The sequence below is a fragment of the Rahnella sp. BIGb0236 genome, assembly GCF_004364755.1.
Lineage (GTDB): Bacteria > Pseudomonadota > Gammaproteobacteria > Enterobacterales > Enterobacteriaceae > Rahnella > Rahnella victoriana.
Genome location: NZ_SOAO01000017.1, coordinates 94,660 through 116,529, shown reverse-complemented (window position 1 = coordinate 116,529; position 21,870 = coordinate 94,660). Strand labels below are relative to the sequence as shown.

20 protein-coding genes are annotated in these 21,870 nt (G+C 54.6%); 13 read left to right on the top strand and 7 right to left on the bottom strand.

Annotated features, from left to right (window positions below; all coding sequences use genetic code 11):
• Positions 1 to 123: 123 nt before the first annotated feature.
• From hemY to hemC, 4 genes are read right to left on the bottom strand one after another with little or no spacing between them, the layout of a single operon-like run.
• Complete coding sequence (hemY, locus tag EDF78_RS23485; RefSeq protein ID WP_119822789.1) at positions 124 to 1,320, bottom strand: protoheme IX biogenesis protein HemY; 1,197 nt, start codon at positions 1,318 to 1,320, stop codon at positions 124 to 126.
• Positions 1,321 to 1,323: 3 nt separating this feature from the next.
• Positions 1,324 to 2,475 (bottom strand): uroporphyrinogen-III C-methyltransferase, encoded by a 1,152-nt coding sequence (hemX, locus tag EDF78_RS23480; RefSeq protein WP_133824007.1) that lies wholly within the window; start codon positions 2,473 to 2,475, stop codon positions 1,324 to 1,326.
• 13 nt (positions 2,476 to 2,488) lie between these two features.
• Positions 2,489 to 3,238, bottom strand: coding sequence for a uroporphyrinogen-III synthase (hemD, locus tag EDF78_RS23475; protein WP_133824006.1), 750 nt, complete (start codon positions 3,236 to 3,238; stop codon positions 2,489 to 2,491).
• On the bottom strand, positions 3,235 to 4,176 hold the full coding sequence (hemC, locus tag EDF78_RS23470) for a hydroxymethylbilane synthase (RefSeq protein ID WP_133824005.1): 942 nt from the start codon (positions 4,174 to 4,176) through the stop codon (positions 3,235 to 3,237). Before hemC ends, hemD begins: the two co-directional genes overlap by 4 nt.
• A gap of 330 nt (positions 4,177 to 4,506) precedes the next feature.
• Between hemC and EDF78_RS23465 the strand changes: the two genes are divergently transcribed.
• The 7 genes from EDF78_RS23465 to uvrD all read left to right on the top strand — a co-directional run bounded on the left by EDF78_RS23465 (position 4,507) and on the right by uvrD (position 12,938).
• Complete coding sequence (locus EDF78_RS23465; RefSeq protein WP_133824004.1) at positions 4,507 to 7,065, top strand: class I adenylate cyclase; 2,559 nt, start codon at positions 4,507 to 4,509, stop codon at positions 7,063 to 7,065.
• Between the two features lie 158 nt (positions 7,066 to 7,223).
• A complete protein-coding gene (locus EDF78_RS23460) occupies positions 7,224 to 7,430 on the top strand; it encodes a lipoprotein (protein ID WP_119822785.1) in 207 nt (68 codons plus the stop codon).
• A gap of 98 nt (positions 7,431 to 7,528) precedes the next feature.
• Complete coding sequence (gene dapF, locus EDF78_RS23455) at positions 7,529 to 8,353, top strand: diaminopimelate epimerase (RefSeq protein ID WP_095924198.1); 825 nt, start codon at positions 7,529 to 7,531, stop codon at positions 8,351 to 8,353.
• The gene (locus EDF78_RS23450; protein WP_095924199.1) at positions 8,350 to 9,054 is read left to right on the top strand and encodes a DUF484 domain-containing protein; all 705 of its coding nucleotides are present in this window, start codon (positions 8,350 to 8,352) and stop codon (positions 9,052 to 9,054) included. Before dapF ends, EDF78_RS23450 begins: the two co-directional genes overlap by 4 nt.
• Positions 9,051 to 9,962 (top strand): tyrosine recombinase XerC, encoded by a 912-nt coding sequence (gene xerC / locus EDF78_RS23445; RefSeq protein WP_095924200.1) that lies wholly within the window; start codon positions 9,051 to 9,053, stop codon positions 9,960 to 9,962. Before EDF78_RS23450 ends, xerC begins: the two co-directional genes overlap by 4 nt.
• Complete coding sequence (gene yigB, locus EDF78_RS23440) at positions 9,962 to 10,678, top strand: 5-amino-6-(5-phospho-D-ribitylamino)uracil phosphatase YigB (protein WP_095924201.1); 717 nt, start codon at positions 9,962 to 9,964, stop codon at positions 10,676 to 10,678. The genes xerC and yigB overlap by 1 nt, the downstream gene beginning before the upstream one ends.
• Positions 10,679 to 10,775: 97 nt before the next feature.
• On the top strand, positions 10,776 to 12,938 hold the full coding sequence (uvrD, locus tag EDF78_RS23435) for a DNA helicase II (RefSeq protein ID WP_095924202.1): 2,163 nt from the start codon (positions 10,776 to 10,778) through the stop codon (positions 12,936 to 12,938).
• A 142-nt stretch (positions 12,939 to 13,080) separates the two neighbouring features.
• Here the strand turns inward: uvrD and EDF78_RS23430 are convergent, their stop codons facing one another.
• Entirely contained in the window at positions 13,081 to 13,557 is a 477-nt protein-coding gene (locus EDF78_RS23430) for a WbuC family cupin fold metalloprotein (protein WP_133824003.1), read from the bottom strand.
• 418 nt (positions 13,558 to 13,975) lie between these two features.
• Between EDF78_RS23430 and corA the strand changes: the two genes are divergently transcribed.
• Positions 13,976 to 14,926 carry a magnesium/cobalt transporter CorA gene (corA, locus tag EDF78_RS23425; RefSeq protein WP_095924204.1) on the top strand — a complete coding sequence of 317 codons (951 nt, stop codon included), beginning with the start codon at positions 13,976 to 13,978 and terminating at the stop codon, positions 14,924 to 14,926.
• Positions 14,927 to 14,938: 12 nt separating this feature from the next.
• Positions 14,939 to 16,000, top strand: coding sequence for an AbrB family transcriptional regulator (locus EDF78_RS23420; protein ID WP_095925247.1), 1,062 nt, complete (start codon positions 14,939 to 14,941; stop codon positions 15,998 to 16,000).
• Here the strand turns inward: EDF78_RS23420 and rarD are convergent.
• Positions 15,965 to 16,879: an EamA family transporter RarD gene (gene rarD / locus EDF78_RS23415; RefSeq protein WP_131694303.1), complete on the bottom strand. Its 915-nt coding sequence runs from the start codon at positions 16,877 to 16,879 to the stop codon at positions 15,965 to 15,967. The two genes, EDF78_RS23420 and rarD, sit on opposite strands and share 36 nt — an antisense overlap.
• A gap of 48 nt (positions 16,880 to 16,927) precedes the next feature.
• Positions 16,928 to 17,410, bottom strand: coding sequence for a thioesterase family protein (locus EDF78_RS23410; RefSeq protein ID WP_095924206.1), 483 nt, complete (start codon positions 17,408 to 17,410; stop codon positions 16,928 to 16,930).
• Between the two features lie 253 nt (positions 17,411 to 17,663).
• On the opposite strand from EDF78_RS23410, the gene pldA reads away from it, so the two are divergent.
• The 4 genes from pldA (at position 17,664) to EDF78_RS23390 (ending at position 21,844) form a co-directional block, all read left to right on the top strand.
• The gene (pldA, locus tag EDF78_RS23405) at positions 17,664 to 18,542 is read left to right on the top strand and encodes a phospholipase A (RefSeq protein ID WP_133824002.1); all 879 of its coding nucleotides are present in this window, start codon (positions 17,664 to 17,666) and stop codon (positions 18,540 to 18,542) included.
• Between the two features lie 131 nt (positions 18,543 to 18,673).
• Positions 18,674 to 20,506, top strand: a complete 1,833-nt coding sequence (gene recQ, locus EDF78_RS23400; RefSeq protein WP_095924208.1) for an ATP-dependent DNA helicase RecQ — start codon at positions 18,674 to 18,676, stop codon at positions 20,504 to 20,506.
• A gap of 37 nt (positions 20,507 to 20,543) precedes the next feature.
• A complete protein-coding gene (gene rhtC, locus EDF78_RS23395) occupies positions 20,544 to 21,173 on the top strand; it encodes a threonine export protein RhtC (protein WP_133824001.1) in 630 nt (209 codons plus the stop codon).
• 347 nt (positions 21,174 to 21,520) lie between these two features.
• The gene (locus tag EDF78_RS23390) at positions 21,521 to 21,844 is read left to right on the top strand and encodes a hypothetical protein (protein WP_133824000.1); all 324 of its coding nucleotides are present in this window, start codon (positions 21,521 to 21,523) and stop codon (positions 21,842 to 21,844) included.
• Positions 21,845 to 21,870: the final 26 nt, after the last annotated feature.

Sequence of the window (21,870 nt, the reverse complement as noted above, 5' to 3'; positions counted from 1 at the left end):
ACGCATAAAAAAATCCGGAAACGAAGAACGTTTCCGGATTTTTACACAGCCATAGGATCGTTCAAGTGATCCTTAACTGATCGGCATTACTCCCGAAGGAGCCTTTCGCAGACAGCAATTTTCTTACGGTTGCTGTGAATTATTCAGCGTCAGCATCAGCCCTTCACGGCGCATCTCCGCCGCTTCAGCCGGTTTGTGCAGTTTATCCAGCGCATCAGCCAGCCAGGCATAATCATAGGCGTCAGGGCGTTGTTTCAGCGCCTCACGGAACGCATCGCTCGCCTGCTGCCATTCACCGTGCTTCATCAGTAACTGACCCAGCGTGCTGCTCAGCAGCGGCGTTGTGCCATTCTGTTTGATCAGCTGACGCAGTGTTTTTTCCAGCTGTTCAGGATTACCCGAACGCAGTTTCGGCATCAGTGCCACCAGACGATCGTCATACTGGCGTTTGAGTCCGTCGAGGATCACTTCCTGCGCCAGATCCTGATCGTTGCATTCAATCAGATGCGTCGCCATCGCCACCTGCAACGCCACTTCATGACGGGTTTTACGGCTCTGATCTTTCCACCAGCGTTTCAGGCCTTCGCTGCCTTCTTCCGCCATCAGCTGATTCATCATGCCGATATAAGCCTGCTCCTGCAGCACCCGGATTTCATCGTCGGTATGAATATCGGCTTTCGCCATCGACGGTAAAATCTCCAGCAGCGAGCCGTACGCGCCGGTCAGAAGATATGCCTGCTCTGCCAGACGTAAGACTTCCGGATGGCGTGGCGACTGCCCCAGCAACCGGTCCACGCCATGACGAGCGGCGTGAACTTCGCCACGGGCCAGCTGAATACGGACACGGGTAATGTCGACCGGCATCTGATCGGTATCCGCAATTTCTGCGGCACGTTCCAGATACTGATTGGTACGGATATCATCGCCGCGCTGCTGTGCCGCTTCTGCGGCCAGTAAATAGTTCACCACCGGTTGTTCTGCGTGATCGGCATTGCGCGCCAGCAGTTTTTCCATCTGACGATGGTCGCCTTCTGCCAGTTTGAGCATCGCGGCGTTCGTTTGCTTACGCGCTTTAGAGCTTTTACGCCCGGCAAACCAGCCACGGGTACGAGCACCGGTACGCATGACGCGGCGCAGGATCCATTCAATGAAGAACAGCACCAGAATCAGTACGATCATCATGATGACTAAACCGGTGACGCTGGTCTCGATGTTGTAATTGTCGGTCTGGATCAGGACGTAGCCCTGATGTCCGGCCAGTATCGGGCCGACGATGATGCCGGCAAAGACAATCAGGAATAACACGAAAACTCGTAACATGCGTTATTCCCCCTGCGTGGCGGCGGCGGGCTGCTGAAGCAGGTTACGCACGCGGGTCTGCATCAGTTTTTCCAGCATCGGCTGGCTTTTCAGCTCATCCGGCACATCCATTGAAACAGACTGCTGGCTGAGATTATCCAGATCTTCAAGGAAGGCTTTGGTCGACGGATCGGTCGTATCGAAGTAGGCGCGAACCCAGGTCGAGACACTTTCCAGCGACTGTTTATACACTTCATCCTGATGACGCGGCACGGCCTGCGCGGCGATCAGCAGACGCGAGCGGATATTCTCGCGCAGATACACATCCTGATTCGGTGCCAGCAGCGGTTCGGCACTGGAATCGCGGCGGCGGATGGTGATGAAGTCATCCATAAAGTTGTGCCAGCTTTTGGTCAGGTTCTGACGCCATTCGGCCAGCGAACCGGAGAGGCTGGAGCTGTCATTATCCATCGGAGAATCATCCGTATCATTGTCGGCCAGACGCAGGTTATCCACCTGATTCGACAACTGATTCAGCTTGAGGATGATGCCGTCGAAATCGACCTGTGTGACAGCCGAAAGGCTGCCCACGTCTTCGTTCAGCGCACGACGCACGTCAATCAGGCTCGGATCGTTCATATCCGCCAGGCTGGCATCGGCACTTTTCAGCAGCGCGGCAGCGGTGGTCACATCCTGATCGCTCCATAATTTGCGACCGGCCAGTTTCACCAGATAATCGGCCTGCGCCAGTAACCAGGTTTTGGCATCGCTGCCGGAAATGCTGGCGACTTTATCCTGTAATTCGTTCAGCTGGCGACTGAGTGAGGCCTGCTGCCGGTCTGCTTCCTGCTGACTTTTCGACTGCTGAGCAAGCAGGGCCGCGATTTGCTGTTTGTCCTGTTGCTGGGTTTTTTGCAGTGCATCGAGTTGTTCAGAAAGTGACTGGTCTGCAGCGGCCTGCGCCAGCGATTGCTGGTGGCCGTGATAGTAAAGACCTGCACCCAGTGCGATCACCAGGACAATGGCGATGGCACCTAATACCGGTGCGGTGCGCTGCTTTTTGCGCAACGTTTTCAGCTCCTGATCCCGGTCGGAAGCGTCTGGCTGGGGGCTCTCAACCGCCGGGGAGATCACAATGTTCTCATCCGGTGCGGAAGGATTTTTTTGTTCCGTCATTTTGGCACATCCCTTAGTCAGGTAATTGTAATGCGCGGATCAGCGCATCATTGTCTGCATTCTCAGCAACCCGAATCGCGCTCCAGCCAAGCTGGCTGGCGAGGGTTGCCAAACGTTCGCTGACCACCACCAGGTTACAGCGCAGTAACCATGAATGTCGGTAGTATTCAGGAACTAACTGGTACAGCTGTTGCAGCATTTCTCCGCTGGTGACGACCAGCGTGTCAATTCCGGCGCGTTGCCACTGGGCACTTTGTTCGCTGGCATCGTAGTAAACCGGGCTGCGCTGGTAACATTCGCAGTAGGTCACCTCCACACCGCGTTCAGCCAGTGTCTCTGCCAGCAATTCGCGTCCGCCATTACCGCGTAATATCAGGGCTTTTTTGCCCTGAATGCGCTGCAATGCCGGAAGATTCAGTAATGTCTCGCTGGTTTCGCCATCCTGAGGATAGAGAACCGGCAGGCTGCTGGCCCGGTGAAAAAGCAGGCCCGTGGTGCGTCCGATCGCGTAATAATTTAACGTGTCCGGCCAGCGTGTCGCGGACTGGCGCAATGCGCGGTCAGCGTAATTCACCGCGTGTTGCGAGAGCACAAACACCAGATCCTGCTGATTTAATGAGGATAGCAGGTTCGGCAGCGATGCGAGCTGGTTCCCCGGTGCAAATTCAATCAACGGGGAATGGAAGGCGACCCGACCCAGAGTACGCAGCCGGCTGACCAGTGCTTCTCCTGCCGGAGAGGGGCGGGTGACCAGAATGGTCATTTAGGGGCGTTCCCCTGATAGACCTCATGCAGAATTTCACGCGCGCCGTTGGCCAGCAGCTCTTCTGCCAGATCCACACCCATGCTGTGCGCATTGGCGGAAGGACCACGGCGTTCACCGCATACCATCAGGCTGCCGTCCGGTGCGCCGACCAACGCACGCAACCACAGCTCGTCGCCTTCCAGTTCTGCATAACTGCCAATCGGCACCTGACAGCCGCCTTCAAGGCGCATATTCATGGCGCGTTCAGCCTGCACACGTAATGTGGTTTCACGGTGTGCCAGCGGGGCGAGTAACTCGCGGGTGATATGATCGTCGAGACGGCATTCGATGCCTACGGCACCTTGTCCGACAGCGGGCAGACACTCTTCCGGCGTCAGCGCGCAGGTAATGCGGTTTTCCAGACCCAGACGTTTCAGGCCGGCGACAGCCAGAATAATGGCATCGTATTCGCCATTATCGAGTTTGGACAGACGGGTGCCAACGTTGCCGCGCAGATCGCGGATCACCAGATCCGGACGTTTCTGACGCAACTGGCACTGACGGCGCAGGCTCGAGGTGCCGACGATACTGCCTTGCGGTAAGTCTGCGAGACTGGCGTACTGACCGGAGACGAATGCATCACGCGGGTCTTCACGCTCACAAATAGTGACCAGTCCCAGACCTTCAGGGAACTCCACCGGCACATCTTTCATCGAGTGCACGGCGATATCGGCACGGCCATCAAGCATCGCCAGTTCCAGCTCTTTGACGAACAAACCTTTACCGCCCACTTTGGCCAGCGGGGTATCTAAAATGATATCGCCCTTGGTGACCATTGGGACCAGTTCCACCTGCAAACCGGGGTGACAGGCCATCAGCTGGCTTTGAACATATTGTGCCTGCCACAAAGCCAGAGGGCTCTGGCGGGTGGCAATTCGAATGATTTTGTCTAACATGTTTGTTACCGTTTAACTGTCTCTGTGACCATCCTACCACTGACAATAGAAAGCTGTCAGCGTAAGAAGCCATTCGTCAAGGAAGGTTAACGGGAGTCTAAGAGATTTGTTCCGTTTCGGAACAGACGGTAAAATCCAGAGAAGCGGAAGAGTAATTGTGGTGCGTTACTTTCTTTACGGTCAAACAGCAAGGTGTTAAATTGATCACGTTTCCAGCAATTATTCGTCAACTATTTGCACAATCACGGTTGTTCAAAGCATAAGCATCACCATAAATGACGGATTTGGAACGGGGTTCTTTCCAGACACTGTATAATCAGGCGAAACGTCTTGTACCTCTACATCGAGACATTGAAGCAAAGATTGGATGCGATCAACCAGTTACGGGTCGATCGTGCGCTGGCTGCCATGGGTCCTGCGTTTCAACAGGTCTATCAGCTGCTTCCTGTCTTTTTACATCAACATCACCCTCTGATGCCGGGATACCTTGAAGGTAAGGTTCCGCATGGTATCTGTGTTTTCACGCCTGATGAATCCCAAAAAACCTACCTGACTGACCTTGAAGAGAAATGGGGCAGCGCACTTGAGCCTCTGGTGAAAGGTGAATTACCGATCACCGGCGTCTATTCTATGGGCAGCACATCCTCCATCGGTCAGAGCCAAAGCTCCGATCTGGATATCTGGGTCTGTCATCAGTCCTGGCTCGACAACGAAGAACGCAACCGCTTACAGCAAAAATGCACCCTGCTGGAAAAATGGGCCGCCTCGCTGGGCGTGGAAGTCAGTTTCTTCCTGATCGACGAAAACCGCTTCCGCCATAATGAAAGTGGCAGTCTGGGCGGAGAAGACTGCGGTTCAACGCAGCACATCTTATTGCTCGACGAATTCTACCGTACCGCCGTGCGTCTGGCCGGTAAGCGTATTCTGTGGAATATGGTGCCGGGCGAAGAAGAAGCGCATTACGATGAATATGTGCTGTCGCTGTATGCGCAGGGCGCGCTGACGCCGAACGAATGGCTGGATCTCGGTGGCCTCAGTACCCTGTCCGCCGAAGAGTATTTCGGTGCGAGCCTGTGGCAGTTATATAAAAGCATCGACTCGCCTTATAAAGCGGTGCTGAAAACGCTGCTGCTGGAAACCTATTCCTGGGAATACCCGCAAACCCAATTGCTGGCGATGGATATCAAACAACGTCTGCATCAGGGCGAGATCGTCTGCTTCGGGCTTGATTCCTATTGCATGATGCTCGACCGCGTGACCCGCTACCTCACTCAGATTGAAGACACCACCCGCCTTGATTTAGTCCGCCGTTGCTTCTATTTAAAAGTGTGCGAAAAACTGTCCCGTGCACGGGCGTCGGTCGGCTGGCGTCGTGAAATTCTCAGCCAGCTGGTGGCTGAATGGGGATGGGACGAAGAGCGTCTGGCGATCCTGGATAACCGGGCGAACTGGAAAATCGAGCGTGTACGCGAAGCGCATAACGAACTGCTTGATGCCATGATGCAAAGCTATCGCAACCTGATCCGCTTTGCCCGTCGTAACAATTTAAGCGTCAGTGCCAGCCCGCAGGATATCGGCGTGCTGACCCGTAAGTTGTACGCCGCGTTTGAAGCGCTGCCGGGCAAAGTCACGCTGGTGAACCCGCAGATTTCGCCTGATTTGTCCGAAAGCGATTTAACCTTTATTCATGTGCCGATTGGCCGTGCCAACCGCACCGGCTGGTATCTGTATAACCAGTCGCCGTCGATGGATTCTATCGTCAGCCATCAGCCGCTTGAATATAACCGCTACCTGAACAAACTGGTGGCCTGGGCCTATTTCAATGGTCTGCTGACCTCCACCACGCGTCTGCATATTAAAAGTGGCAGCTTGTGTGATATCGCCAAATTGCGCGAACTGGTGGCGGATGTCTCGCATCACTTCCCGTTGCGTCTGGCGGCACCGACGCCCAAAGCGTTGTACAGCCCGTGCGAAATTCGTCACTTAGCGATTATCGTCAATCTGGAACATGATCCGACCGCAGCCTTCCGTAATCAGGTCGTGCATTTTGATTTCCGTAAACTGGATGTGTTCAGCTTCGGGCAGAATCAGGAATGCATGGTCGGCAGCATTGACCTGCTCTATCGCAACTCATGGAATGAAGTGCGTACGCTGCATTTCAGCGGTGAACAGGCAGTGCTGGAAGCGCTGAAAACCATTCTGGGCAAAATGCATCAGGATGCCGCGCCGCCGGAATCGGTGGAAGTGTTCTGCTACAGCCAGCATTTACGGGGTCTGATCCGTACCCGTATCCAGCAGCTTGTGACCGAATGCATTGAGCTGCGCCTGTCGAGCAAGCGTCTCGAGCCGGGCCGTTTCAAGGCCGTGCGCGTGGCCGGACAAACCTGGGGGCTGTTCTTCGAGCGTCTGAGCGTTTCTGTGCAAAAGCTGGAAAATGCGATCGAATTCTACGGTGCGATTTCCAACAACAAACTGCATGGTCTGTCAGTGAAATTGCAAACCGATCAGGCGCATCTGCCGGCGGTGATTGATGGCTATGCCAGTGAAGGGATCATTCAGTTCTTCTTCGAAGACAGCGCGGACGACATTGGTTTCAACATCTATATTCTGGATGAATCGAACCGCGTCGAGGTCTATCACCATTGTGAAGGCAGCAAAGAGGATCTGGTGCGCGATGTCAGCCGCTTCTACTCGTCTTCTCATGACCGGTTTACCTACGGCTCGAGCTTCATCAACTTCAACCTGCCGCAGTTTTACCAGATTGTTTCTCTCGATGAGCGCATTCAGGTGATCCCTTTCCGCAGCAATGCGTTAACGGCGACCTGCGCCACATTGCCTGAAAGTGACGCGGAACCTTCCCGGCTGAAACAGCAATTCCAGTTGCATTAGAAAAGGCGTCCGTATCGCGGACGCATGGCAGATTATCCGGCTTTCCTTCCCTTTGAACCCTGAAAATGTGCCCGTGGGATTTATCGATTCCTGTTGCTTTTCATGATCCACCTGCGATTATAGAGAGCTTGGTCGCATGAATTACGGGCATTCATAAAATGAAAAACGCTTTACGCTGGTCTCTGGCCGCGACAATACTCTTTTCTCTTACCGGTTGCGGGCTTAAAGGGCCGCTGTATTTCCCTAAAGCGGATAAAACATCTACCCAGAAAACCAGTCAGGTTCCGGGTACCAGTAACGATGGTTCATCCCAGCAGCAGGGCGTTTCACCAGAAGATCTCGCCTCGAGCCCTGATAATGACTAACTGACGGAAATTGTCAGAGGTGCCGGCTGATGATCGCCGGTCCATATCAAGCAGGGATCATCGCGACTGGATTTGACCAGCGGTAAACGGAGTCAGTTATGCAGTTCTCCAAAATGCACGGCCTGGGCAACGATTTTATGGTTGTTGACGCCGTGACTCAAAATGTCTATTTCTCGCCTGAATTGATTCGCCGTTTGTCCGATCGTCACCGTGGTGTGGGTTTTGACCAGCTGCTGGTGGTGGAACCGCCTTACGATCCCGAACTGGATTTCCATTACCGCATTTTTAATGCGGATGGCAGCGAAGTGGCGCAGTGCGGCAATGGCGCGCGCTGTTTTGCCCGCTTCGTGCGGATTAAAGGTCTGACGAACAAACGCGATATCCGCGTCAGTACGCAGACAGGTCGCATGGTGCTGACCGTCACGGAAGATGAAGACGTGCAGGTCAATATGGGCGAGCCGGTCTTTGAACCGCAGCAGGTGCCTTTCCGTGCAGCGAAACCGGAAAAGACCTATATTCTGCGGGCGGAAGAGCGCACAGTATTCTGCGGCGTGGTGTCGATGGGAAACCCGCACTGCGTGTTACAGGTTGAGGATGTTCTGACGGCAGACGTCGAGGTTCTCGGGCCGATGCTCGAAAGCCACGAACGTTTCCCGGAACGTGTGAACGTAGGATTCATGCAGATTGTCAGCCCGGAAAGCGTGAAGTTACGGGTGTACGAGCGCGGTGCCGGTGAAACCCAGGCGTGCGGAAGTGGCGCCTGTGCGGCGGTTGCGGTCGGCATTCAGCAAGGTTTACTCGCAGAAGAAGTTCAGGTGGAACTGCCGGGAGGCAGCCTCGACATTCGCTGGAAAGGGCCGGGTCATCCGCTCTATATGACCGGACCTGCCACTCATGTTTACGACGGATTTATTCATCTATGAACAATCTTGATGACCAGATTGAACCGGTGATAGCACTCGACGACGACAGCGTGATGCAATATCTGCTGCAAAACCCGGATTTCTTTATTCGCAATGCCCGCAGCGTCGAGCAACTGCACGTACCGCATCCGGTGAAAGGCAGCACCTCGCTGGTTGAATGGCAACTCGGGCGTCAGCGTCATCAGATCGCGCAGCTTGAAGAAGAAATTACCTTATTGATGGAGCAGGCCTCGATCAACGAATCGCTGTTCGGGCGGATGATTGAGCTTCAGGCCACGCTTGCGGCGGCCAGCAGTTTGCAGGATATGCTCAACCGCCTGCAACGCTGGGCGCGCAGTCTGGGGCTGGCGGGCGCCAATGTGCGTCTGTTCAGCGAAGGCTGGCGCATCGGTGCGCCGTCTGACTTCACCCATCTTGCGGTGAGCCGCAGCGCGTTTGAATCGATGCGTATTCAGCGTCTGGGTGAAACCCCGCATTATCTCGGCAGCCTGAACGGCCCGGAATTACTGCTGTTATTACCGCAGGCGAAAGCCGTGGGTTCCGTTGCTCTGTCGCTGATGGGCGAGCAGGGTGAGCTGGGCGTACTGATTTTCAGCAGCCGTGACCCGCAGCATTATCAGCCGGGAATGGGCACCGTCTTACTTGATCAGCTGGCTAAGATGCTGCCCGGCCTGCTGGAACGCTGGATCGAACGGGTATGACTCACACCGAATCGCCTCTGTATCCTGCGGTCGAGGCGTTTCTGCGTTACCTGCACGTCGAACGTCAGCTCAGCCCGCTTACCACCACCAATTACAGCCGCCAGTTAGAAGCCCTGATCGCCCTCTCCGGCGAGATCGGCATTTCCAGCTGGCAGCAACTCGATGCGCCAAAAGTCCGCATGTTACTGGCACGCAGCAAACGCGCCGGTTTAGGGGCGTCCAGTCTGGCGCTGCGCATGTCTTCACTGCGCAGCTTTCTCGACTGGCTGGTACGTCAGGGCGTATTGAGCGCCAACCCCGCCAAAGGTATTTCTACGCCGCGCGCCCCCAAACATCTGCCGAAAAATCTTGATGTCGATGAAGTGAATAAACTGCTGGAAATCGACCTCAACGATCCGCTTTCCGTGCGTGACCGTGCGATGCTGGAAGTGATGTACGGCGGCGGATTGCGTCTTTCGGAACTGGTGGGTATCGACTGCAAACATATCGATATGGCCTCCGGCGAAGTGCGCGTGTTGGGGAAAGGCAGCAAAGAACGTAAAGTGCCGATTGGCCGGACGGCCGTCACCTGGCTTGAACACTGGCTGGCGCGGCGCGCTGATTTTAATCCGCAGGATGATGCGATGTTTTTGTCGAGCAAAGGCAGCCGTATTTCGGCGCGAAACGTCCAGAAACGGTTTGCCGAGTGGGGCGTGAAACAGGGCGTGAACAGCCATATCCATCCGCATAAACTGCGACATTCTTTTGCCACGCACGTGCTGGAATCCAGCGGCGATCTGCGTGCGGTACAGGAACTGCTGGGCCACGCGAATTTGTCCACCACCCAGATTTATACCCACCTCGACTTTCAACATCTGGCGACGGTTTACGACGCCGCGCATCCCCGCGCTAAACGAGGAAAATCCTGATGAAGTTCTATCGTCCGCTGAAACGCATTGAAGCGATCACCTTCGATTTAGACGACACGCTGTATGACAATTACGACGTTATCCGCCGTACCGATGCTGAAACGCTGAAATCGATTCAGGGTTTCCATCCGGCGCTGGCCGACATGGCACCGGACACCATCCGCCTGATGCGCGCAGAACTGCTGGCAGAGGATGCGGAGATTTATCACGACGTCACCGAATGGCGTCGTCAGGCGGTGTTGCTGGCGATGAAGCGCGCAGGTCTGAGCGAAAGTGATGCCACGCTGGGCACAAAAGCCGCGATGGAAACCTTCGCCCTGTGGCGCAGCCGGATTTATGTTCCGGGTGAAAACCATGACGCGCTGGCGGCACTGGCAGAACGCTGGCCTCTGGTGGGCATCACCAACGGCAATGCCGATCCGACCGCGTTTGGTTTGTCGCAATATTTGCAGTTTACCCTGCGTGCCGGTGAGCATGGCCGCGCCAAGCCTTATGCCGACATGTATAAAAAGGCCTCGCTGAAACTGGATATTCCGCTGGAAAATATCCTCCACGTCGGCGATGACCTGACGACAGACGTCGCCGGTGCCGTGCGTTGCGGGATGCAGTCATGCTGGATTAATCTGCGCGAAGGCAACCTGATGCACATTAAGGATGCCCGTCTGTTGCCGCATATTGAGATTTCGCAGTTGGCATCGCTGACAGCATTGCTATAATCCCTTCTTAAATTACTCTGTATAAATTCACAGTAGAAATGCATTCGCGGCGATAATCTTCGCGTGAGTGCTTTTCTCATCCTGACAAACGGTGCCTATGGACGTTTCTGACCTGCTCGACAGCCTGAATGAAAAACAACGTGAAGCCGTGGCCGCGCCGCGCAGCAATCTGTTGGTGCTGGCCGGGGCAGGCAGTGGCAAAACCCGCGTGCTGGTTCACCGCATTGCGTGGCTGCTGGCGGTCGAAAAGTGCTCGCCGTATTCCATCATGGCGGTCACCTTTACTAACAAAGCGGCGGCCGAAATGCGCCACCGTATCGACCAGCTGATTGGCACCAGTCAGGGCGGCATGTGGATAGGTACCTTCCACGGTCTCGCGCACCGTTTGCTGCGTGCGCACCATTTAGACGCCAATCTGCCGCAGGATTTCCAAATTCTCGACAGCGACGACCAGATGCGTCTGATTAAGCGCCTGATCAAAGCGCTGAACATCGACGATAAACAATGGCCGCCGCGTCAGGCGATGTGGTACATCAACGGCAAAAAAGACGAAGGTCTGCGCCCGCAGCATGTCGAAACCTACAACAACCCGATTGAAGCAACCTGGCTGCGGATTTATCAGGCCTATCAGGAAGCCTGTGACCGTGCCGGGCTGGTGGATTTTGCCGAGCTGTTGCTGCGCGCCCACGAACTCTGGCTGAACAAGCCGCATATTTTGCAGCATTACCGCGAACGCTTTACCAACCTGATGGTGGACGAATTCCAGGACACCAACAGCATTCAGTACGCGTGGATCCGTCTGCTGGCGGGCGATAACAATAACGTGATGATCGTCGGCGACGATGACCAGTCGATCTACGGCTGGCGCGGGGCGCAGGTCGAAAACATCCAGCGTTTCCTGAAAGATTTCCCGAATGCGGAAACCATCCGTCTGGAGCAGAACTACCGCTCGACCAGCACCATCCTGAAAGCCGCCAACTCGCTGATTGAAAACAACAACGGCCGTATGGGGAAAAACCTGTGGACCGAAGACGGCGAAGGCGAGCCGATTTCACTGTATTGCGCCTTCAACGAACTGGATGAATCGCGCTTTGTGGTTAACCGCATCAAAACGTGGCAGGACAACGGCGGCGCGCTGAAAGACTGTGCCATTCTGTACCGCAGCAACGCCCAGTCGCGTGTGCTGGAAGAAGCCTTATTGCAAATGGCGATGCCGTACCGTATTTACGGCGGCCAGCGGTTCTTCGACCGTCAGGAAATCAAAGATGCGCTGGCATATCTGCGTCTGATGTCCAACCGTAATGACGATGCCGCCTTCGAGCGCGTGGTGAACACCCCGACGCGCGGTATCGGCGACCGTACGCTGGATGTGGTGCGCCAGACCGCCCGTGATCGTCAGCTGACCATGTGGCAGGCCACGCGCGCGCTGTTGCAGGAAAAAGTGCTGGCGGGCCGTGCAGCGTCTTCACTGCAACGCTTTACCGAACTGGTTGACGCACTGGCGCATGAAACGGCGGATATGCCGCTGCATGTGCAGACTGACCGGGTGATCAAAGATTCCGGCCTGTTCATCATGTATGAGCAGGAGAAAGGCGAAAAAGGTCAGGCTCGTATTGAAAACTTAGAGGAACTGGTGACGGCGACGCGTCAGTTCAGCTATCAGGATGAAGACGAAGACCTGATGCCGTTGCAGGCATTTCTGTCTCATGCCGCACTGGAAGCGGGCGAAGGGCAGGCAGATGCCAATCAGGACGCCACGCAGCTGATGACGCTGCACTCGGCCAAAGGGTTGGAGTTCCCGCAGGTGTTTATCGTCGGGATGGAAGAGGGCATGTTCCCGAGCCAGATGTCGCTGGAAGAAGGCGGGCGTCTGGAAGAAGAACGCCGTCTGGCCTATGTCGGTGTGACCCGCGCTATGCAGAAACTGACCCTGACCTACGCGGAAACCCGCCGTTTATACGGTAAAGAAGTCTCGCACCGTCCGTCACGTTTTGTCGGTGAATTGCCGGAAGACTGTGTCGAAGAAGTCAGGATGCGCGCCAACGTGTCACGCCCGATGAGCAACCGCAGCGTCGGCACGCCAACCAGCGTCAGCGACACCGGCTTCAAACTCGGCCAGCGCGTCATGCACCCTAAATTCGGCGAAGGCACCATCGTCAACATGGAAGGCAGCGGCGAACACAGCCGTCTGCAGGTGGCGTTTCCGGGGGAAGGGATCAAGTGGCTGGTCGCCGCCTACGCCCGCCTCGAAGCCGTCTGATTTTTAACTCCCTCCCCTGCGAAGGGGAGGGTTGGGGTGGGGTATTAAGGTCAAAAACCAACGTTTAAGCGCGCTTAATCTCCTGTTTTGTCTGTAAAACCCCCTCCCATCCTCCCCCTTCGCAGGGGGAGGAGCCGAAAGGTCAGAGGCTAAAAGTTTCACCCACTTCGGCTTTCGCATACCATTCCAGCGTTTCTTTTACGCCTGCTTCGCCTTCCGGCGGGGTGCCTGGCAGATAATCTTGTTCCTGTACCGGCTGATACGCGCCGTGTTTCACTTCAAAAATCACACCGCCTTCGTCGAGGGATAACACGCTGTGCCAGGTATTGGCCGGGATTTCCAGCAGACGGGTTTCTGCACCGAGCCACAGGCGTTCGGTGACTTTACCGCTGTTATCGTAAATCAGTACCAGAAAGCGGCCGCGCAGCGCGGTCAGCATTTCCCACGTATGCGGATGGCGGTGAATACGCACGTACGTGCCGGGTTCCATGGCGATCGCCAGACGCTGGACTGCGTCTTCCGGTGCCGGGTGGATATTCAGATTCTGACGCAGTCGCGGCGAATTCGCCGCCTGCGTGATCAGGTCACACAAGGTGTCTTGGTTTATCTGCTTAATCATGTTGGGTTCTGAAAGTGTGAGGAAATCCGGGCATTGAGTGTAGCCAAAAAAGTGCCTTCCGATAAGCCGCAAGAGGTGAACAGGTCAGCCTGAATTTTATGCATAAATGTTGCCAGTATAGATTTGTTCGCGGTTGACAGTCTTTTTACTCCCGGCGTAACATGCGCGCACTATTATCAATGAGGAACTTCGCCTTGGACACACCCAGTAGATACTGGCTCAATAACCTGTTCATCAGGTACCACTTCTAAGGCCCTCCTCTTTGCTGATGGCCTTAGTGGTTGTCAGCGACCCCCGTTCTGTCGCTGTGAGTCAGATCTGAACATGGTCTGAATTACGCCGGTGACACGTCTCACCCCGTGATTTTCTGTGCTTCAACGCGTTGTCCACTTTCCGTCATTCTTGGGAGAACGGGCACATGCTGAGTGCTTTTAAATTAGAAAACAGCCGCTTATCCCGTTTAGAGCTGGACGAGTCAGACGATCTCAAAACCTCATTGTGGGTTGATTTGGTTGAGCCGGACGATCAGGAACGTGAGCGTGTTCAATGTGAATTAGGGCAAAGCCTGGCGACACGTCCTGAACTGGACGACATCGAAGCCTCTGCACGTTTTTTTGAAGACGAAGACGGTCTGCACATTCACTCCTTCTTTTATTACGAAGATGCCGACGATCATGCCGGTAACAGCACCGTGGCCTTTACCGTGCGCGAAGGCCGTCTGTATACCCTGCGTGAACGCGAATTACCGGCGTTTCGTCTCTACCGTATGCGTGCCCGCAACCAGAAACTGGTCGATGGTAATGCGTATGAACTGCTGCTGGATCTGTTCGAAACCAAAATCGAACAGCTGGCGGATGAAATCGAAAATATCTACAGCGATCTGGAAAAACTCAGCCGGGTGATCATGGAAGGGCATCAGGGCGACGAATATGACGCCGCGCTTTCCACGCTCGCCGAGCTGGAAGATATCGGCTGGAAAGTCCGTTTGTGTCTGATGGATACCCAGCGCGCCCTCAACTTCCTGGTGCGCAAAGCCCGCTTACCGGCAGGTCAGCTGGAGCAGGCGCGTGAAGTGTTACGCGATATCGAATCCCTGCTGCCTCACAACGAATCCCTGTTCCAGAAAGTGAACTTCCTGATGCAGGCGGCGATGGGCTTTATCAACATCGAGCAGAACCGCATTATCAAGATTTTCTCGGTGGTATCCGTGGTCTTCCTGCCGCCCACGCTGGTGGCATCCAGCTACGGGATGAACTTCGAATTCATGCCTGAGCTGAAATGGTCATTTGGTTATCCGGGTGCGATTGCCTTGATGATCCTCGCCGGGCTGGCGCCTTATTTATACTTCAAACGTAAAAACTGGTTATAACCGACCATGCTGATGGAAAGGATGGCGCCGGCGGGGCAGTGGGTGATCCTCGTCGTTTCCTCACTGATTCTGGGCATTATTTTTCAAACCTTCCATGTGCCTGCTGCGCTTCTGCTCGGGCCGATGATTGTCGGCGTCATCATGGGCCTGCTGGGTGCCAGCGTGCGTATTCACCCGCTGTTTTTCAAAATATCGCAGGGCGTGCTGGGCTGTATGATCGCGCAAAGCCTGTCGCCCTCGATTCTCCCGCCGTTACTCAATGACTGGCCGCTGGTGCTGATGGTGCTGGTGGCGACGCTGCTCGCCAGCGGGCTTTCCGGCTGGCTGCTGGTGCGTTTCAGTCAGTTGCCCGGCCCGACCGGTGCGTGGGGATCGTCACCCGGCGGTGCCAGCGCAATGGTGGCGATGGCCGGTGATTTCGGTGCGGATGTCCGTCTGGTGGCATTTATGCAGTATCTGCGGGTGCTGTTTGTCGCCACCGCCGCCGCTTTTGTCGCCCGCATGGCGATGGGTGACAGCGCCTCGCTGGCGGCCGTCGTGGTCTGGTTCCCGCCGCTCACCTGGCGTTTCTTTGTGACGGTCTTTCTGGCGGTTGCCGGTGTCTGGCTGGGGCCGCGCCTGCGCATTCCTTCCGGCGCGTTGCTGCTTCCGGCGATTGTCGGCGCGGTGTTGCATTCCACCGGTACCGTGACCCTGGAAGTGCCGGAATGGCTGCTGGCGATGGCTTATACGCTGATTGGCTGGAGTGTCGGATTGCGCTTCACGCGGCCCATTTTCAAACTGGCTTTGCGTACGCTGCCGCAGATGATTGCCTCGATTATCGGGCTGATGCTGATTTGCGGGGGAATGGCGTGGGTGCTGACCAAACTGCTGCACGTCGATATGCTGACGGCGTATCTGGCGACCAGCCCGGGCGGGCTGGACACCGTGGCGATTATTGCGGCGGGCAGCCATGCGGATTTAGGTTTTGTGATGGCGATGCAAACGTTGCGTCTGATCACCATCCTGGCCACCGGTCCCGCCATGGCGCGCTTTATCTCACGCAGCGCTGTGCCCGCTTCTCCCCCGTCGTAAACGGCCCTGCGTATAGAGCGCATCGCTGATAAAGCACAGCAGACCTGCCCAGATAAAGCCAAAGGTGATGAGCTGAGAGGCGTTGACGGTTTCACCGTAAAACACCACGGCCAGCAGGAACATCAGGGTCGGCCCGAGATACTGGAAAAAGCCCAGTGTGGACAGTTTCAGCCGGGCAGCTGCGGCGGTGAAGAACAGCAACGGGATGGTGGTAATAATCCCGGCGGCCATCAGCAGCAGATCCAGCGACCACGGATTCGCGGACAGATTGCTGGTCGGGCTGTTGGCGATAAAGAACAGGTAAATCCCGGCGACCGGCAGCAGCCACAGGGTTTCTATCAGCATGCCGGTTTGGGAATCCACACCGATTTTTTTACGCAGCAGACCGTAAAACGCAAAGGTCAGCGACAGCCCGATGGCGATGATCGGCACCGAGCCGAAAATCCACACCTGTACCAGCACACCGGCGAACGCCAGCGCCACGGCAAACCATTGCAAACTCCGGAATCTTTCCCGCAAAAACAACATGCCGAGCACCACATTGACCAGCGGATTGATAAAGTAGCCGAGGCTGGCTTCCAGAATGTGATTATGGTTAATCGCCCAGATAAAAATCAGCCAGTTGCTGCCGACCAGCAGGGCGGTGATCAGTAACATGACGACTTTCTTCGGCTGTGCGAACACCCGCCGGACATCGCCCCAGCTGCGGCTGACCGACAGAAGCACTAACATGAAGAAGAAAGACCAGATCACCCGGTGCGTCAGAATTTCATCCGCCGGAACCTGTTTGATGAGTTTGAAATACGCCGGTGCGATCCCCCAGATCAGATAGGCGATAAAGGCAAAAATAATACCTTGCCGGGTACGTTGTGCGTCCATGTGGGTACCTGAAAAAAGAGTAAGGAAAGAAGCGGAGTTTACCTGATATCAGCCGACCATATAGGTTGCTGTAGTGGTCGCAATATGAATACCGGTGTCGCTATGCAGATCCACGCGTGCCACGGACACTTTATTCCCGGCGCGGATCAGGCTGGCCGAGGCAATAAAATATTCGCCACGGCCCGGTCGCAGGTAATCCACGCGCAAATCAATGGTGCCCATTTTGGCCAAACGCTGGCGCATTTCCGCTTCCAGTAACGGGTGATCCGGCTTGTCGCGACGGATCAGCGAACTGGTGACACACACCAGACCGGCGGCGACATCCAGCACGGCGGCGATCACGCCTCCGTGTAAGATTTTTTGTGCGGCGTTGCCGACCAGTTTGGTCTGATTGGCAAATTTCAGCTCTGCATAATCGCAGTCGAGACGTTTGAGTTCGAGCCCGAGTTCGCGGTTAAACGGCATATCGTAAACGAAAATATTGCCGATCAGTTGCAGGGCGGCCTCGTGGCTGAGGGATGAAGCAGACATGAATAAATTCCTGACGAAAACAAGTGAGCCGTATGTTCGCCGAAAAGGTTAACGGATTGTTGATTTTAGGTGCGGGGCGACGGGATTTCTAGCCAGCAAAGGATAAATGTATTCAATACTCATGCTGGCATGATTTTGCGTGTAAAATGCCCTGCTTTGGGGTTTCCTGACGTGAGTCAGCAAAAAAATCCGGCCGGGCAGCTGGCTTATATTAAATAATGAATTGTTCACTTTAGGGCGAGGGTACGGAAGAATGCGTAAAAATTGGGCTGTCGGAGCCACCATGCTGGCGATGCCATTACTGGGCCATGCAGCAGAAGCCACGGTGCAGGAAGTGCATGATAAACCTGCGGTGCGCGGCAGTATTATTGCGAATATGTTGCAGGAACACGACAACCCGTTCACGTTGTATCCTTACGAACCGAACTACCTGATTTACACCGATACCAGCAATATCAATAAGAAAGCGATCCAGTCTTATGACTGGGCAGACAATGCGCGTCATGATGAAGTGGCATTCCAGCTCAGCCTGGCCTTCCCGCTGTGGCGTGGCATTGCGGGTGAAAACTCGGTGCTGGGCGCGTCGTATACCCAGAAATCCTTCTGGCAACTTTCCAACAGCGGACAGTCTTCACCCTTCCGTGAGACCAACTACGAGCCGCAACTGTTCCTCGCCTGGGCAACGGATTACGATTTCCTTGGCTGGACAATGCGTGAAGCCGAATACGGTGTGGCTCATCAGTCCAACGGCCGCTCAGACCCGACATCCCGCAGCTGGAACCGCGTCTACGCGCGCTTTATGGCGCAGAACGGCAACTGGCAGGTTGATCTCAAACCCTGGTATCGCATTCCGGAAAGTGACAAAAACGACGACAACCCGGACATCACCAAGTACATGGGGTATTACCGTCTGAAAGTAGGCTATGCGTGGGGCGAAAGCGTGTTCAGCGTCGAAAGCCGTTACAACTGGAATACCGGTTACGGCGGCGCAACCACCGGCTGGAGCTACCCGATTTCCAAACAGGTACGCTTCTATACGCAGGTCTTCAGCGGTTACGGCGAGTCGTTGATCGACTACAATCACCGTCAGACGCGCATCGGTGTGGGCATTATGCTTAACGACATCATGTAATACCCGTCATACTTCAGGTTGCAGGTGCGTTGGCTGCAACCTGAATGATTTAGGGTATATTAGGTGTCGAAGCAGTACAGCCCCGGCGGCTTTCGGGTTTAGCCGGGTGGTTTGAACAGTTGGGGAATTGAGTGTCTACGGCGGCAGTGATAAACAAAGAAGAGCTGGCTCATCAGGTATTACGCGATACCTTCGGCTATCAGCAATTCAGACCAGGCCAGCAAACTATCATCAATACCGCCATTTCTGGCCGGGATTGTCTGGTGGTGATGCCCACAGGCGGCGGTAAATCGCTGTGCTACCAAATCCCTGCACTGGTGATGGACGGCCTGACGCTGGTCGTCTCGCCCCTTATCTCACTGATGAAAGATCAGGTTGACCAACTTATGGCGGCGGGTGTTGAAGCCGGTTGCCTGAACTCGACACAAACCCGTGAGCAACAGCTGGACGTGATGGCCGGTTGCCGCGCGGGACGCATTAAAATGCTGTATATCGCGCCGGAACGCCTGATGATGGGCGATTTCCTCGAACAGCTGCAACAGTGGAATCCGGCGATGCTGGCCGTGGATGAAGCCCACTGTATTTCCCAATGGGGCCACGATTTCCGTCCGGAATACCGCGCCCTGGGTCAGCTCAAGCTGCGTTATCCGCAACTGCCGGTGATCGCCCTGACCGCGACCGCCGATGAAGCCACCCGTAACGATATCGTCCGCCTGCTGGAACTGAACGATCCGCTGATTCAGGTCAGCAGTTTTGACCGTCCGAATATCCGTTACACGCTGGTGGAAAAATTTAAGCCGCTCGATCAGCTGATCCGCTTTGTGCAGGATCAGCGCGGCAAAAGCGGCATTATTTACTGTAACAGCCGTGCCAAAGTCGAAGACACCGCTGCCCGTCTGCAAAGCCGCGGGCTGAGTGTCGGCGCGTATCATGCCGGGCTGGATAACGACACCCGCGCCCGCGTGCAGGAAGGTTTTCAGCGTGATGACCTGCAAATTGTGGTCGCCACCGTCGCCTTCGGCATGGGCATCAACAAGCCTAACGTACGTTTTGTGGTGCACTTCGATATTCCCCGCACCATCGAATCTTATTATCAGGAGACGGGCCGGGCAGGGCGTGACGGCCTGCCTGCCGAAGCGGTACTGCTTTACGATCCGGCCGATATGGCGTGGCTGCGCCGCTGTCTGGAAGAAAAACCGGCTGGCGCTCAGCAGGATGTCGAACGCCATAAACTGAATGCGATGAATGCCTTCGCGGAAGCGCAAACCTGTCGCCGTCTGGTGTTGCTGAACTATTTCGGTGAAGGTAAACAGAACGCCTGCGGCAACTGTGACGTCTGCCTTGATCCGCCAAAACGCTACGATGGTTTACTGGATGCGCAAAAGGCGCTGTCAGTGGTTGCGCGCGTCGGCCAGCGTTTTGGCTTAGGTTATGTGGTCGAAGTGCTGCGCGGTTCGAACAATCAGCGTATCCGCGAATACGGCCACGAAAAACTGAGCGTCTACGGCATCGGCAAAGAACACAGCAACGAACACTGGACCAGCGTGGTACGCCAGCTGATCCACCTCGGGCTGATCACACAAAATATCGCCATGCACTCGGCGTTACAACTGACTGAATCAGCGCGTCCGGTCTTGCGTGGCGAAATCCCGTTACAGCTGGCGGTACCGCGTATTCAGACGCTGAAAATTAAAAGCAGTGCCAGCCAGAAAACCTATGGCGGGAATTACGATCGCAAGCTGTTTGCCAAATTGCGCAAACTGCGTAAATCGCTGGCGGATGACAATAATGTGCCGCCGTACGTGGTGTTTAACGACACCACGCTGCTGGAAATGGCCGAACATCTGCCGGTCAGCGCGAGTGATTTGCTGGATATCACCGGCGTCGGCCAGCGTAAGCTGGAGAAATTCGGCCGGCCATTTATGGCGATGATCCGTGACCATATTGATAACGGCGACGACTAAGAATTCTGTTTCCTACACATAACACAGAGAGTTAATCATGCTGATGCTATTCCTGATGGTTGCGATGATGCATATGATCGCGCTGGTGAGTCCCGGTCCGGACTTTTTCTTTGTCTCGCAAACGGCAGCCAGTCGTTCGCGTAAAGAAGCCATGATGGGCGTGATTGGTATTACCCTCGGTGTTGCTGTCTGGGCGGCGGTGGCGCTGATGGGCCTGCATCTGATCCTGCAAAAAATGGCCTGGTTGCACCAGATTATTACCGTCGGCGGTGGCCTGTATCTGTGCTGGATGGGCTGGCAGTTGCTGAAATCCGCGCGTTCTAAAAAGCCGTCTGACGAGACGGAGGCGGCAGAACCCGTCGTCGCGTTACCGGCGAACGGGCGTACTTTTATGCGCGGCCTGCTGACCAATCTTTCCAACCCGAAAGCCGTTATCTACTTCGGCAGCGTGTTCTCGATGTTTGTCGGCGACAGTGTCAGCGGCGGCGAGCGTCTTGGCATATTCATGCTGATCGTCGTTGAAACCCTGGCATGGTTCTCATTAGTGGCACTGGTCTTCGCGCTGCCGAAAATGCGACGCGGCTATCAGCGTTTAGCGAAATGGATTGATGGCGTGGCGGGCGTAGTGTTTGCGGGCTTTGGTGTTGCGCTGATTATTAATCGTTAAGTTTACCCTTCCTGTTAATACGGAAGCGTAATAGCTTCCGTATCTTCAATTATTTCAATCTGGCCTTAATCCTCTTTTTGTTGTCTAATATATTTTGCTTAATGGATATATATTAAAAACTAATGTTTCATGGAGCGGTTATGGATAACAATGATTTATTGGAACTGATGAGGATTAATGGACTTCGGAAGAGAAAAATAAGAAGGGTCGTCAATCATTCCATGGAAACAGGGTTGGCGTTGGAGTCTATGTTATAGGCGTAATAGTATGTGAAAGATTTGCACCTATACTTCTGCCTTTTAAATCATTTAAGATTAGAAAATATTCATCAATAAAGGAATGTTGTCATGAATGAAGCTGATTTTATTAACATAATGAAAAAGAGCGGGTTTACAGAAAAGGAAATCACTGATCTGGTGTTTTACGCTCAAAGAGATTCTTCAAATTTGCAGTCAGATGTGAAGGAACTTGCCGGAAAATTTTATCGGATAATATTTGTACTTTCATTTATTTTGATTGTCATGGTGGCATACCTTATTCCTGGCGAATTCAATGGGGGTAAAGTGTTTTTATTCTGTGCTTATATAGTGGTTTTTTCTATTATATGGTATATCACACCTGTGAAATTTTCTTATAAATCACATAGGATGTATAAGGAGTATATGGATTAGTATACCCTCTGTTATTCCAATTTTTA